General features: G+C 70.4%; 9 protein-coding genes and 1 pseudogene. 8 read left to right on the top strand and 2 right to left on the bottom strand.

Going from position 1 to position 14,703, the window contains the following annotated elements:
- Positions 1-8 precede the first annotated feature (8 nt).
- Complete coding sequence (locus FF100_RS33330) at positions 9-4,724, top strand: Ig-like domain-containing protein (protein WP_205825125.1); 4,716 nt, start codon at positions 9-11, stop codon at positions 4,722-4,724.
- A gap of 334 nt (positions 4,725-5,058) precedes the next feature.
- Positions 5,059-6,567: a TolC family protein gene (locus FF100_RS33325; protein WP_171070436.1), complete on the top strand. Its 1,509-nt coding sequence runs from the start codon at positions 5,059-5,061 to the stop codon at positions 6,565-6,567.
- 40 nt (positions 6,568-6,607) lie between these two features.
- Here the strand turns inward: FF100_RS33325 and FF100_RS38170 are convergent.
- Positions 6,608-6,766: pseudogene (locus FF100_RS38170) on the bottom strand (IS5/IS1182 family transposase); the annotation flags it as partial.
- 785 nt (positions 6,767-7,551) lie between these two features.
- Here FF100_RS38170 and FF100_RS33320 point away from each other — a divergent pair.
- From FF100_RS33320 to FF100_RS33295, 6 genes are all read left to right on the top strand, one after another.
- A complete protein-coding gene (locus tag FF100_RS33320; protein ID WP_139040315.1) occupies positions 7,552-8,778 on the top strand; it encodes a transporter substrate-binding protein in 1,227 nt (408 codons plus the stop codon).
- Positions 8,779-8,845: 67 nt separating this feature from the next.
- The gene (gene urtB, locus FF100_RS33315) at positions 8,846-10,417 is read left to right on the top strand and encodes an urea ABC transporter permease subunit UrtB (RefSeq protein WP_246102665.1); all 1,572 of its coding nucleotides are present in this window, start codon (positions 8,846-8,848) and stop codon (positions 10,415-10,417) included.
- 8 nt (positions 10,418-10,425) lie between these two features.
- On the top strand, positions 10,426-11,514 hold the full coding sequence (gene urtC / locus FF100_RS33310) for an urea ABC transporter permease subunit UrtC (RefSeq protein ID WP_425463379.1): 1,089 nt from the start codon (positions 10,426-10,428) through the stop codon (positions 11,512-11,514).
- Positions 11,511-12,221, top strand: a complete 711-nt coding sequence (locus tag FF100_RS33305; RefSeq protein ID WP_139040312.1) for an ATP-binding cassette domain-containing protein — start codon at positions 11,511-11,513, stop codon at positions 12,219-12,221. The genes urtC and FF100_RS33305 overlap by 4 nt, the downstream gene beginning before the upstream one ends.
- Complete coding sequence (gene urtE, locus FF100_RS33300) at positions 12,218-12,931, top strand: urea ABC transporter ATP-binding subunit UrtE (RefSeq protein ID WP_139040311.1); 714 nt, start codon at positions 12,218-12,220, stop codon at positions 12,929-12,931. Before FF100_RS33305 ends, urtE begins: the two co-directional genes overlap by 4 nt.
- Before the next feature lie 20 nt (positions 12,932-12,951).
- Positions 12,952-13,899 (top strand): acetamidase/formamidase family protein, encoded by a 948-nt coding sequence (locus FF100_RS33295; RefSeq protein WP_139040310.1) that lies wholly within the window; start codon positions 12,952-12,954, stop codon positions 13,897-13,899.
- A gap of 96 nt (positions 13,900-13,995) precedes the next feature.
- On the opposite strand, the gene FF100_RS33290 is transcribed toward FF100_RS33295, so the two are convergent.
- Positions 13,996-14,358, bottom strand: a complete 363-nt coding sequence (locus tag FF100_RS33290; protein WP_139040309.1) for a transposase — start codon at positions 14,356-14,358, stop codon at positions 13,996-13,998.
- Positions 14,359-14,703 lie beyond the last annotated feature (345 nt).

The raw sequence follows: 14,703 nt of genomic DNA, 5'->3' as shown, positions 1-14,703 counted from the left end.
CCCAGACCGTGGACGAGGACACCAACCTCGTCTTCGCCCCGGGCAACGGCAACGCCCTCACCGTCGCGGACGTCGATGCCGGCAGCGGCCGCGTGACCACGACGCTCCACGTCCAGCACGGCAGGCTGACCCTCGGCGGCATGGCCAACGTCACGGTCACGGGGGCGGGCACCGGTTCGGTCTCGCTGACCGGCACCCTCGCCGCCGTCAACGCGGCGCTGTCCGGAACCACCTACCGGGCCGAGGCGGATTACAACGGCAGCGACGTCCTGACCGTCACGACGAACGACGGCGGCAATACCGGCGCGGGCGGCGCGATGAGCGTCACCGACACCATCCGCCTCACCGTCAACCCCGTGAACGACGCGCCGCGCGCCGGGACGCTTCCGGCCGTCGGCGGCGTCGAAGGAGACATCGTCGCGGGACTGGATCTCGGCCGCGCCTTCTCCGACGTCGAGGGCGAGACGCTCACGTTCGGCGTCGCCGGCCTGCCCGCCGGGCTCACGGTCGACAGCGCCACCGGCACCGTCCGCGGCACGATCGACCGCTCCGCGTCGCGGGGCGGCACGAACGGAGACTACACCGTCACGGTCACGGCCGATGACGGCCACGGCGGCACGACGCGCCGCAGCTTCACCTGGCGCGTGGTCGATCCGGCGCCGATCGCGCGGAACGACGGCGCGGTCACCGACGCGCGGACGCCGGCCCTCGGTTCCGTGCTCGCCGACAACGGCAACGGGGCCGACATCGATCCGGACGGCGACCCCCTCACGGTCGCGGCCGTCAACGGGTCGGCGGCCGGCGTCGGACAGGCGGTGACGGGCTCGAAGGGCGGCCGTTTCACCGTGCTCGCCGACGGCCGCTACCGGTTCGACCCGGGCGCGGACTTCGCCGATCTCACGGCGGGCCAGACCCGCACGACGCACATCGCCTATACGATCGATGACGGCGACGGCGGCACCGCGACGGCTTTCCTGACCGTGACGGTCACGGGCCTCACCGAGGCCCCGGCTGCCTTCGCGCCGGGCGACCGCGCCGCCAGCGACGGCGAGACGGTGGTGCTGCCGTACGGCAGCCGGTCCAGGAACCCCGACGGCCCGGCCCTGCGCTACAGCGCCACCGGCCTGCCGCCGGGCCTCGCCATCGATCCGGCAACGGGAACCATCCGGGGCACGATCGACCGTGCCGCGTCCGGCGCCACGGGACTCGCCGATTACCGGGTCACCATCACGGCGACCGATCCGGGCGGCACGCGAACCGACACGCGCTTCACCTTCCGGGTCACCAACCCCGCCCCAGTGGCGATGGACGACGTGGCGACCACGGCCGAGGACAGGCCGGTGGTGGTGGATGTCCTGGCAAACGACCGGGATCCCGATGGGGACGCCCTCGCGATCGCCGCCGCGGGCGACGCCGCTCCGCGCGCCGGGCACGGCCGGGTGGCGATCGCGGACGGCAAGCTCGTCTACACGCCGGACACCGACTTCAACGGCACGGATACGATCACCTACGCCATCGTCGACGGGAACGGCGGCACCAGCACCGCCTCGGTCACGGTGACGGTCACACCCGTCAGCGATGGGCCGAGCGCCGACCTCCTGCCCGATCAGGCCGGCCGTGGCGGCACGCCCGTGGTCTACGGCATCGCCACGTATTTCCACGACCCCGACACGGATCGATCGGCGGCAGCCCCCCCGGGCGACGGCGGGCTGCGCTTCGCCGCGACGGGTCTGCCGCCGGGCCTCGCCATCGACCCGGCGACCGGATGGATCACGGGCCGGCTGCCGGTCGGATCCGCGGCGTCCACCGATTACGCCGTGACCGTCACGGCGACGGATGCGGCCGACGCGAGCATCGCCCGCAGCTTCACCTGGACGGTGACCCGGGCCGCGACGGCCGAACCGGACAGTGCCACCACCCGCGCCGGCACCCCTGTCCTCGTCGCGGTCACGGCGAACGATTCCGACGCCGACGGCGGCCCCGTCCGCCTCGTCGATGCCCCCGGTGCGACGCATGCCGCCCACGGCACGGTCTCGGTCGATTCCGCGACGGGTCTCCTCACCTACGTGCCGGAGGACGGATTTTCGGGGACGGACACCGTCGACTACACCATCGAGACTGCGCAGGGCGTGCGCGCGACCGGTGTCCTCACCGTCACGGTGACGCCCGTGAACCTGCGCCCGGTCGCGCCCGAAACCCTCTCCGCCCGCAACGCGGCCGATGGGGAGAGCGTGCGCGTGCCGTTCGGAACCCTCATCGCCGATCCCGAGGGCGAGCGCCTCGCCTATACCGCGACCGGCCTGCCGCCGGGCCTGGCGATCGATCCGGCGACCGGCGAGATCCGCGGGACGATCGCCCGCGACGCCTCGGGTTCGAGCGGGCGCGCCACCTACGTGGTGACCCTCACCGCCGCCGATCCGGACGGCCTCGCGGTCACGCGGAAATTCGCCTGGACGATCACGAATCCCGCGCCGTCCGCCGCGGACGACGTCATCACGACCGACGAGGATACGCCGGTCGACATCGACGTGACCGGCAACGATCGCGATCCCGATGGCGATCCGCTCTTCGTGGTCGCCGGTTCGGCGACGGCCCGTCACGGCACGGTCGCGATCAACCCCGACGGCAGCCTGCGCTACACGCCCGACCCGGACTTCAACGGCACCGACACGATCGTCTACACGATCACCGACGGCAATGGTGGCTTCGCCACGGCCTCGGTGGCCGTCGGCGTGAACCCGGTCGACGATGCGCCCGTCATCGATGCCGCCTCGCCGGCGGGCGCCGACCGGTCGGCCAGCGATGCCGCACGGGTGTCGATCCCGGCGGGAAGCGCCTTCAGGGACGTCGACACCGGCGACATCCTGACGTTCACGGCGACCGGACTGCCGCCCGGCCTCACCGTCGACCGCGCGACCGGCCTGATCTCCGGCACCATCGCCTCCGACGCGTCGACCCGGGTGCCGGGCGGCGCCTACGCGGTCACGCTCACCGGCACCGATTCCGCCGGCGCCTCCGCGACGATGCGCTTCACGATCACGGTGGGGAACCCCTCTCCGAACGCCCTCGACGATGCCGCGACCCTCGACGAGGACGGCATTCTCGAAGGCCACGTGCTCGACAACGACGCGGATCCCGACGGCGACGCCATCCGGGTCGACCCAACGCCCGTTGCCGGCCCCCTGCACGGACGCCTCGACCTGCGGCCGGACGGCCGCTTCACCTACCGCCCGGACGCCGATTTTCACGGGGAGGACGCCTTCACCTACGCGGTGATCGACGCCGATGGCGGCCGCGCGACCGCCACGGTCCACCTCACGGTCGCGTCCATCGACGCCCCGCCCACGGCGAACGCGGCTCCGGTGACGACGCGCGAGGACACGCCCGTCGACGGCCGCATCGTCGCGCATGACCGGGAGAGCGAATCCCTGCTCTTCGCCGTCGAGGTGCCGCCGGCCTCCGGCAGCGTCGCGCTGCGGCCCGATGGCGGCTTCACCTATACCCCCGCCGCGGACTTCCATGGCGGCGACGGCTTCACCGTTCGGGTCTCGGACGGGGCCGGGGGCTCAATCCTGGTCACGGTTCCGGTGACCATCGCGTCGGTCAACGACGCTCCGGACGCCCATGCCGACGACCTGGCGCTGTCGGCCGGCGAGGTCGGCAGGGGGCGGGTCGTCGCTGCGGATCGCGACGGTGATCCCCTCGGCTTCCGCCTTGCCGGAACCCCGGCGAACGGGACGGTCCTCCTGGCGGAGGACGGCGCGTATGCCTACACGCCCGGACCCGGCTTCAGCGGCCGCGACAGCTTCACGGTCGAGGTCAGCGACGGCAGCGGCGGGATCACGCGGGTCACGGTCGCCGTCACGGTCGCGGCGAATCGGGTTCTCGTGCCGCCCCCCGGGGCCGTCGTCCCGATTCCCGGCGCCCTGCCCATCCTCGAGGCTCCGGCCACGCGGCCTGCCCTCGCCCCGGAGACCGGGATCACCGCCGACGGCTTCCTGCTGCCGGCCGTCACCGCGATCGATCCGCTCGGCTCCATCGGGAAGGTGATCCTGGCGAAGGGGGCGGTCGTCGCAGCGGTCAACGGCGTCGACGACCTCCATGGCACGGCGATCGACATCGACCATCACGTGGTGCTCGACGTGGGCGATCGCATCGGGCGGGTGGCCTGGGAGCGGTTCGAGCGCGAGCCGGATGGGGCCGGACCCTGGTTCTCGGCGAGCCCCTATCTCGGCCGTTCGCTCGGTCTCACCCTGTCGATGGACGAGACCGTCGCGAACCGGAACGATTTCATGATCGAGGCGATCCGGCGGCCCGACGCCCTGGTGATCAACCTGCACGACCGGGCGCCCGACGTCGCGTCCGTGGGGAACGTCCGGCTCCTCGGATCGGACGGCGCGCCGGCCCCCGCCTGGATCGAGGGCGACGGCAGGGGCGGCTTCTGGGGGCGTCCCCCGGCCGGGACCCGGCTGCTCGCCCTCGAGGTGGAGGTCACGCTCCGAGACGGACGCGTCGTTCGCTGGCCGATGACCGTCGATGCGGAGACGGGAGAGATCCGGGCGACCACGCCCGCGCGCCCGGGCGCCGGTCCGAAGCCTGTCGACCCCCCCGAGATCGGGCGTCGCGGCGAGGCGCCGATGTTCACGGCGCAACTTGCGTCCCTGGGGCGGGACGGGCGTCCCGATTTCACGTTGATCGAGAAGGCGCTCGCCCGCGCCCCGTGACACCGCAGCGCCTTCGAGCGAACTCGTTCGAAGGCGCAAGGTTCGACGGCGCAAGGCAAGCCCGAACGGCTGTCGGCGCCGATGCGCCGGACGCCTTCGCATCGACACGTCGATGCGAAGGCGCGAGGGGATGAGGCGTGGCCCTGGTCAAGAACCGGACCTTGACGGTTCATTTACCATGCCGGACGAAAGAGTGGGGGGCGCGAGAGCGGGTTCCCGGGGCTTCCCGAGTGCGCTTGCGCCCGGAAGGGAAGCGGGGATCATGGCGCAGGTTCGGCCAAGCGACCGGAGGTGCATACGTCGCATCGGCGCCGTGTTGCTCGGAGCCGCGATTTTGACCACGGCGATGGTCGGCTGCACGGTGAAGCCCCAGCCGCTCGGGCAGGCCGAGCTCGGTGCCTATGCGGCGGACAAGCTGCGCCGCGTCGGCTCCGATCAACCGCTGCCGGGACCGCGGATCGACCTCTACGAGGCCTTCGCCCGCGCCCTGAAGTACAATCTCGATCAGCGCGTCGAGATCATGCAGACGGCCGTGCGGGCTCGCGAGTTGAGTTTCGCCAGCTATTCGATGCTGCCGAACTTCGTCGCCAACAGCGCGTATGCCGGGCGCGACAACTACGCCGCCAGTTCCTCGATCTCGGTGCTGAGCCAGCGCCAGTCGCTCGAGCCGTCCTACAGCCAGGACAAGAACTTCGTTTTCGGCGATTTGTCGTTAAGCTGGAACATCCTCGATTTCGGCCTGTCGTATGTTCGGGCACGGCAGGCCGCCGATGCCGTTCTCATCGCCGAGGAGACCCGCCGCCGGGTGGTGAGCCGCATCATCGAGGATGTGCGGACCGCCTATTGGCGCGCCCTGACGAGCGAGCGGCTCGCGAGCCGCCTGCGCGCCCTCGAGGGGCGGACTCAGACCGCGATCGGTGACGCGCGCCGGCTCTATGCCGAGCGCCAGACCTCGCCGATCACGGCCCTCACCTACGAGCGCGAGCTGATCGAGATCCGGCGCGAGGCCCAGCGCGTCGAAGCCGACCTGCTCGTCGCCCGCAGCCAGCTCGCCTCGCTGATGAACCTGCCTCCCGATCTGCCGTTCCGCCTCGCCGAGATGGAAGGTGTCGAGGCCGGCTTGAAGCTCGGCGTCGCCGATTCCGACCTCGTCCGGGTCGCCCTGGAGAACCGGTCGGAACTCCGCGAGGTCGCCTACCGCCAGCGGATCAACAGCCGCGAAGCGACCGCGGCACTGCTCGAGATGCTGCCGGGTTTCAACGTCATCGTCGGTGCGAATGCCGATTCGAACCGCCTGCTCTACAACTCGAACTGGGTCGGCTGGGGCGCGCGCGCGAGCTGGAACCTCTTGAGCGTGTTCCGCTATCCCGAGCGGAGCGGCCTGATCGACGCGCAGGACGCGCTGCTCGACAAGCGTGCGCTCGCCGTGACCATGGCGGTGATGACCCAAGTCCATGTCAGCCGGATCCGCCACGCGCTCGCCATGAGGGAGTTCGAGACGGCCGCTGCCTTCCGCCGGGTCCAGCGCCGTATCGTCGGGCAGATGCGGGCGTCCGCCGCCGCTCTCTCGGCGAGCGAGCAGACCCTGATCCGCGAGGAGATGAACACCCTGATTGCCGAGGTGAAGTTCGATCTTGCCCACGCTGCCGTCCAGAACGCGCGCGCCAACGTCTTCGCCTCCCTCGGCCTCGACTCCTTCCCGCTGGCGACGATCGATGGACAGGACCTGGAAGGCCTGACGCAAGCCGTGCGGACGAGCTGGCTCGGGATCGGCGCGGTCCTCGCCGAGGCGCCTCCGATCCCGCGCGTGCCGGTCGCCCCGCCCCTTATGCTGAGACGCTGAGGCATGGATTGCCCGTCTGGCGGGACGGGCCGCATCCCGCGGCCCGCAACGTGCCGAACGGGTGCTCCACGGTCTGGCGACAGATCATCATCGCCTCCGGCATCCGATCGAGCCGCTGCCGCATCGCCGCGAGCACGCCCTCGTGCACCCAGCGCGTGATCCGCCACGCCTCCGTTGGCGTGCAGCGGGGTTTGAGCGCACTTTTCGATCAGGCCGTTAGGTCATTGTAAAGATCCATCGCATCGCCCCCGGACTGGCAGCCGGACCGCGGGATCCCTTTCGTGAGGGCTGGACAGCGAAGCACGCATCCCAGTCCTTTTCGGTATCATACAAAATCAATGTGTATCATAGCCGAATCAGTGATGATCGATTTTCATCCGATCTCGACCATGAATTCATACTTATGCATCTCATGATTGAACTCTATCGCGAGAATCGGACGAATCCGACACGTCACATGATCGATATCGATGAGTTTTTGCCAAATCTGCAGCGATTATCCGGCCGACCATAGAGCAATCCGACAAGTGCGCGAAGAATACTCCGCAAACAATTGCTGATCGCCAGCCCCCCGCTCTTCCGACGGATGAGGAGCCGATTATCCTGGCGACCTGCCTTTCACCCTGGCGCAGCGAGGCGCGCCCCAAACGATCCGCCTCGGGCGACTGCCACGACGGTGTTCGCCGCTGTCGAGGCATCGGCATCGGAGGGCATGGCGTTCGCGCTGTGGCGACGGGCACCCGACTGCCTCCTCCAAGTGCGGCCACCGTCCGTCGATCAGCCGATGCAACACGGTGAGGGTGGGTCAGACCTGACGGGCCGCGAGATGGCAAATTTGACGTCAGAGGCTGCGCTGCGCCCGTCATGCACGCAAGTGCTCCCAATATGCGCAACGCCCTCGCGGACCTGCAGCCTCTTTGACCTTCCCGTCTCGCGGAGGTCAGCCGACACTTAGGCGGTCAATTCACGGGAGCTTCGAGGTCGATGACGCATCTCACGCGGCGCAGCTTCGTCCGTACGGCAGCGTTGCTGGCGGCGCCAGCCCTCATCCGGCCGGCCTTCGCAGCCGACACGGTCAAGCTCGGCTGCCTGTTCTCATCCTCCGGGACGATGGCCAATCTCGAGGGTCGGCTGAACCACGTCGTCCGCATGGCTGCCGACGAGATCAACGGACGCGGCGGTGTGAACGGCCGCCAGATCGAGGTGCTGACCTCCGATCCCGCCTCGGATTGGCCGCTCTACGCCCAGATCGGCCGCCAGATGCTGCAGCAGGAGAAGGTCGCGGCGCTGTTCGGCTGCTGGACCTCCGTGTCGCGCAAGTCGGTCCTCCCGGTCGTCGAGCAGAATGACGGGCTCCTGTTCTATCCGCTCCATTTCGAAGGCGACGAGAATTCGAAGAACGTCGTCTACGTGAACTCGCCGCCCGCGAGTTCCGTGCTCCCCGCGGTCGATTACCTGATGGGGCAGGACGGGGTCGGCGCGAAGCGCTTCTTCATGATCGGCTCGGACTACGTCTGGCCGCGCACGATCAACAAGCAGTTGAAGGGCTACTGGAAGAGCAAGGGCATTCCGGAGAGCGCGTGGCGCGAAGAATACGTACCGTTCGGCTTCTCGAACTTCCAGACGCTCGTGAACCAGGTGCGCAGCTTCGCGAGCCAACCCGGGGGCCCGCCGATCGTGGTGCTCACCGTGGTCGGATCCTCGATCCCCGACTTCCTGCGCGAGTTCGCCAACCAGGGCATCAGCGCCACCGATGTGCCGATCCTCGGCCTCGACATGGTGGAGGCGGATCTCGAAGGGCTCGACACCGCAAAGCTGGTCGGCCACCTGAATTGCTGGGCCTATCTCCAGGCCGCCAAGGGCGAGCGGAACAAGAAGTTTCTCGCCGACTGGGCAGCCTACGTGAAGGCCAAGAACGTTCCGTTCAGCGCCGACACGGTGATCGATCCGATGGTCTCGGCCTATGACAGCGTCCATCTCTGGGCGCTCGCCGCCGCCAAGGCCGGGTCCTTCGCGGTGCCGGAGGTGCGCAAGGCCTTCGCGGGCCTGAGCTTCGACGATCCGTCGGGCTACACCCTGACCATGACGGGCGAGAACAACTACGTGTCCCGCGGCGTCTTCATCGGCTCGGTCAACGAGAAGCGCGGCTTCGATGTCCTCTGGCAATCCCCGGACGCCCCGAAGCCGGTCCCGTTCAGCCCCTATGGTTGATCCCAGGCGGCACTCCGTCCGGGCGCTTCTCGCGCTCTGGTGTCTGGTGGGCTTGTGTCTGGCGGGCTTGGCGCTTCCGGCCTCTGCCGCGCCGTTCGACCGCGCGGCCGTCGCGGCGGATCTCTGCGGCGACGGCGCCGCGCAGGTCCGCGGAGCCGAGACCCTCGTCCAAGCGGCCGCCGAGCTCCCGGCGGCCGATCTCGCCTTCGCCGGCAGCCTCCTCGCTGCGCTGGCCGAGCGCCGTCTCGCCTGCCCGGCGGAGGGCGCCCTGTTGCTCGACCGCCCAGGCGCCCCCGAGGGTCGCGATGCCGTCACGGGCGTGCCCCGCGCCTCCGCGGACGCGCGCGTGCCGGTTCTCGGCCTTCGCCAGCGCGCCGCCATCGAGACCGCGCGCGGGATCGTCGCGCTGCTGACCGGCCCGGACGTGGCCGCCCGCGCCGCCAGCCTCGCGGCGCTCGAGCGGCGCATCGCCACCGTCCCGGCGGCCGTGCTCGACCGCGCTCGCGACGCGGAGCGCGATCCCGCGCTCAGAGCATCGATCGCCGGACTCGCCCAGGCGGCTGCCCTGTCGTCGCCCGACCCGGCCCGGCGTCGGGGGGCGATCGCGGCCGTGGCCGCCAATCCGTCCGGGGCCGCGCAGGCGCGACTCGCGGCCCTCAAGAGCGATCCCGCCTACGCCACCGATCCGGCATTCCGCACTGCCCTCGATGCTGGCCTCGCGCAGGTGTCGCGGGCGGTCGCGATCGGGGACGGTCTCGCGGTCGTCTATAATGGACTGAGCTTCGCCAGCATCCTGTTCATGGTGGCCGCCGGCCTTGCGATCATCTTCGGGCTGATGGGCGTGATCAACCTTGCGCAGGGCGAGTTCATCATGCTCGGCGCCTACACCACCTACGGCGTGCAGGAGGCCTTCCGCCGGCTCGCCCCCGGCCTGCTCGACCTGTACCTGTTCGCCGCCATCCCGGTGGCCTTCATCGCGGTCGCCCTGGTGGGCATCGTCGTCGAGGCCCTGATCCTGCGCCATCTCTACCGGCGCCCGCTGATGAGCCTCCTCGCCACCTGGGCGGTGAGCCTGTTCCTGGTGAATGTCGTCCGCGTCGCCGTCGGCACCCAGAATCTGCAATTCGTCATGCCGGCCTATGTCAGCGGCGGGGTCCCGCTCTACGCCGACTTCGTCATGACTTGGAACCGCCTCTTCGCCATCGGCTTCGCGGCGGCCACGCTGGCGCTGACGCTGCTGATCCTGCGCCGTACCCCGCTCGGGCTCGACATCCGTGCCGTGACCCAGAACCGCGACATGGCCGCCTGTCTCGGTCTGCCGACCCGCCGGGTGGACCGCCTCGCCTTCGGGCTGGGCTCGGGCCTGGCAGGCCTCGCCGGGGTGGCGCTCTGCCCGATCTACAGCGTCAACCCCGGCATGGGCTCGGGCTTCATCGTCGACAGCTTCATGGTCGTGGTGCTGGGTGGCGTCGGCAGCCTCGCCGGGACCCTGGTGGCGGCCCTCGGGGTTGGCGGCGCCAACGTGCTGATCGAGCCGATCTCGGGAGCCGTCGCCGCCAAGGTGATCGTCCTCGTCGGCATCATCCTGTTCCTGCAGCGCCGGCCCGAGGGCCTCTTCGCGGCGAGGCGGCGGCGATGAACGGCGCCATGCAGACCACCCTCGCGGCGGCGGCCGGGCCGGCGGGGCGAGGCGTGCGGGATCCCCTGATCGCGGGCCTCGTCGGGCTCTGCCTCGCGGCCGCGGCCGCGATCCTCGCCGCGCCCCCCGCCCCGTACCTCGTCAACGCCCTCGGCCAGCTCGCGGCCTTCGCGATCCTCGCCGTCGCCCTCGATCTGGTCTGGGGCTATCTCGGCATCCTCAGCCTGGGGCACGGCCTGTTCTTCGCCATCGGCGGCTACGTCTGCGCCATGCACCTGCTGGCGCACGGCGTCGCGGAGACCGGCGTGCTGCCGGACTTCGTGCAGTTCATGGGCTGGAAGAGCCTGCCGGCCTACTGGGCGGGGCTCGACCACGGCGCTTACGCGCTGATCCTCGCGCTGGGGCTCGCCGGACTCGTCGCCTTCGTGTTCGGGCTCGCCTCGTTCCGATCGCGGGTCAACGGCGTCTACTTCTCGATCATCAGCCAGGCCCTCGTCTACGTCGCGATGCTGCTGATGTACCGCAACGATACCGGGCTCGGCGGCAACAACGGCATGACCGGCTTTCCCCTGCTGTTCGGCTGGCCGATGGGCTCGCCGGGCGTCGTCACCGGGCTTGCGGTCGCCGCTCTCCTCACGCTGGCGGCGGTGCTCGCGGGCACGCGGCTCCTCGTCGGCAGTGCCGTGGGGCGGCGGATGCTCGCCTGCCGCGACGACGAGACCCGCCTGCGCACGTTGGGCTACAGCACCACCAGACTGAAGCTCGCGATCTGGTGCCTCTCGGCCATGATCGCCGCGCTAGCCGGCATCCTCTACGTGCCGCAGGTCGGCATCATCAACCCGCGGGTCCTGGCCCCCGACCTCTCGATCGAGATCGCCGTCTGGGTGGCGATCGGCGGCCTGGGGCGGCTCGGCGGGGCGGTGATCGGTGCGGTCCTCGTCAACGGCCTGAAGTTCTGGCTCAGCGCGGCGATGCCGGAGGCGTGGCCCTTCATCCTGTCCGGGCTGGTGCTGCTCGTGGTGCTGGTCCTGCCGAACGGCCTGCTCGACCTCGTCGGGTGGCGCCTGCGCCCGACCTGGCTGCGGGGGACCCGATGAGCGCCCTCGTCGTCGATGCCCTGACGGTCGCCTTCGGCCGGTTCACCGCGCTCGATTCCGTCTCGCTCGCGATCGATCCCGGCGAGGTGCGGGCCGTGATCGGCCCGAACGGCGCCGGCAAGACCACGCTGCTCGACGTGATCTCCGGCGTCACGAAGCCGGTCTCCGGCCGGGTGATGCTCGGCGATCGCATCGACCTGACGAAGCGCTCGGAGGCCGAGATCGCCCGGGCCGGGGTGCGCCGGAAGTTCCAGAAGCCCAGCGTCTTCCCGGCGCTCACGGTGCGCGAGAACCTCGAGATCGGCTGCGGCCCTGCCTCGCGCGGGCGCGACCGCGTCGCTCGCGTCGCGGCGGTCCTCGGCGAGATCGGACTCGCGCCGCGAGCCGCGGTGCCGGCCGGCAGCCTCGCCCACGGCGAGAAGCAATGGCTGGAGATCGGCATGGTGCTCGCCGCCGAGCCCGCGCTCCTCCTGCTCGACGAGCCCGTGGCCGGGCTCTCCGACGCCGAGACCGCCCAGACCGCCGCGTTGATCCGAGGCTTGCGCCGGCCGGACCGGGCGATCCTGGTGATCGAGCACGACATGGGCTTCGTCGAGGCCATCGCCGATCGGGTGACGGTGCTGCACGAGGGCCGCACGCTCTACGAGGGCAGCATGCAGGGCGCCCGCAGCGATGCCCGTGTGATCGAGGTCTTTCTCGGACGATGACCCAGGCCATCGCACCCGCACGCCTCGCCGTCGAGGGACTCGATCAGCATTACGGCAGCGCGCAGGTGCTGCGCGGGGTCGGCCTCGCGGTCGAGCCGGGTTCCTGCCTCGCCGTGCTCGGCCGCAACGGCGCCGGCAAGACCACGCTGCTGCGCTGCCTCACCGGACTCATCCCGGTGAGCCAAGGCCGGATCGCCCTCGACGGGACCGAGCTGACGCGCCTGTCCTCCGACCGGCGCGCCCAGGCAGGCCTCGCCTACGTGCCGCAGGGGCGCGAGATCTTCCCCGACCTCACCGTCGCCGAGAACCTGCGTGTCGCAGCCCGGGCTCACCGCCTCGAGCGGACCGATGCGGTGGACGAGGCGGTCGACCTGTTCCCGGCCCTGCGCGGGCTCTGGCATCGGCCGGGGGGCAACCTCTCGGGCGGCCAGCAGCAGCAGCTCGCCATCGCCCGCGCGCTCGCCACGCGACCCCGCGCCCTTCTGCTCGACGAGCCGACGGAGGGCATCCAGCCGTCGATCGTCGCCGCCATCGAGACGGTGATCGCCGGGCTCAAAGGTCGGATCACCGTGCTGCTCGTGGAGCAGTATCTCGATTTCGCGCTGCGGGCCGCCGACGCCGTGGTGGTGCTGTCCCGCGGCAGCGTCGTCGCGCGCGGCGACCCCGCGACGCTGAACCACGAGACCCTCACCCGTCACATCGCCGTCTGACGCACGATCCAGGAGACGCCGTGTCCACCCATCACGAGATCCCCGCCACCCCCGAGACCATGGTGCTCGGCTATTTCGACGCCGCCCTGCCGCCGGTTCTGACGGTCGAGTCCGGCGACACCGTCACCCTGCACTCGCACCCGGCGGGCGGACGCGAGTCGCTCCATCCCGACCCGGCCCGCGTGCCCGCCGACCTGCTCCACGCCCTCGATACGCTGACGCCCGGCGGCGGTCCGCACTTCGTCACCGGACCGGTTCATGTCGCCGGTGCGGAGCCCGGCGACATGCTGCAGGTCGACATCCTCGATCTGACGTTCCGTCTGGACTGGGGCTTCGTGTCGATCATGCCGCTGCTCGGCACCTTGCCGGACGAGTTCACCGACTACGAGACGATCCATGCCGACATCGACACCGCACGCGGAGTCTGTCGCCTGCCCTGGGGGACGGAGCTGCCCCTCGATCCGTTCTTCGGCATCATGGGCACCGCCCCGCCCGCCGCCTGGGGGCGAGTCGGCTCGCCGGTGCCCCGCGCCTTCGGCGGCAACATGGACAACAAGGAGATGCGGGTCGGCACCACGCTCTACCTGCCGGTCTTCAACCCCGGCGGGGGCTTCTACGCGGGCGACGGCCACGGCGTGCAGGGCGATGGCGAGGTCTGCATCACCGCGCTGGAGACGGGCCTGACCGGCACCTTCCGGCTCACCGTGCGCAAGGACCTCACGGGCGCGTGGCCCTTCGCCGAGACGCCCACCGACCTGATGTCGATCGGCTTGCATGAGAGCCTCGACGAAGCCATGCGGCAGGCCGTGCGGGAGATGGTGAGACTCGTTTGCGAGCGCACGAGCCTGACCCGCAACCAAGCCTACATGCTGTGCTCACTCGCCGGAAACCTGCGGATCACCCAAACGGTGGATGGCAACAAAGGCGTGCACATGCTGATGCCCAAGATGGCGCTCGCCGGACAATAGACGCAACGCGCGCCAGCCCTTTCAGCCCATGTCTCCCGGGGCTGGCGCGGTCTCGAGGAACGTCGCTCGGCACGTCACCATGCCATGGGGGCGGCGCTAGCTCGCGGTTCGCACGAAGGCGAAGCGGCCATTGCAGGACTCGCCGCTGCGATAGCGAGGCCCCGGGCGCTGAGCCGTGCGCTCGGAGGCGGCCGGCTGGCTTGGCTCCCTCCGCCACGGCTTGACGACGATCGCGGCGCGCAGGCGCTGTACCTCCGCCCGCAGCACCGCATTCTCCTTCTCGATCTGGTCGAGGCGGGCCACGCCCGCGGGCTTGAGCCCCCCGAGCCGCCGTCGCCATCGATAGAAGGTGCCGAGCGAGATCTTGGCGCTGACGCAGATCTCGGCGATCGGGATGCCGCGGGCCGCCTCGTCCAGCAGGAAGGCAATCTCCTCATCCGTATGCAGGGATCGGCTCATCCAGGATCTCCAGGTCGGTCAACCTTGATGGGTGCACCGGCTGAGCCAGAGGCAAGAAATGGACCGGCGATACGTATCCGTCTGGTCGAGTGACGTGGGTTTCCAGGAACAAGCGCTGACGTGGAGCAGCATTCGGCGCGCCGCCACCTCGCGTTGACCCGCCGGCACCTGACTAGTCTGAGCCGGTATGCTGGTGCAGGGAGACCAGGAGGTGGTCAGCGCCGTGGGCATCGATGCGCCCGCCCTCTGCGATGGCGTCGGCACGAACGAGGTCAGCGAGCGCGCCGTCCGCCGCGGCGACCCGGAGACGGCCTTCGCGCGGGCGCGGCACATCCCCGCGGTGAC

Source organism: Methylobacterium terricola (assembly GCF_006151805.1).
In the GTDB taxonomy this organism is placed as follows: domain Bacteria; phylum Pseudomonadota; class Alphaproteobacteria; order Rhizobiales; family Beijerinckiaceae; genus Methylobacterium; species Methylobacterium terricola.
The sequence above is the reverse complement of the archived record's forward strand: the minus strand, read 5'-3'. Positions and strand labels throughout refer to the sequence as shown.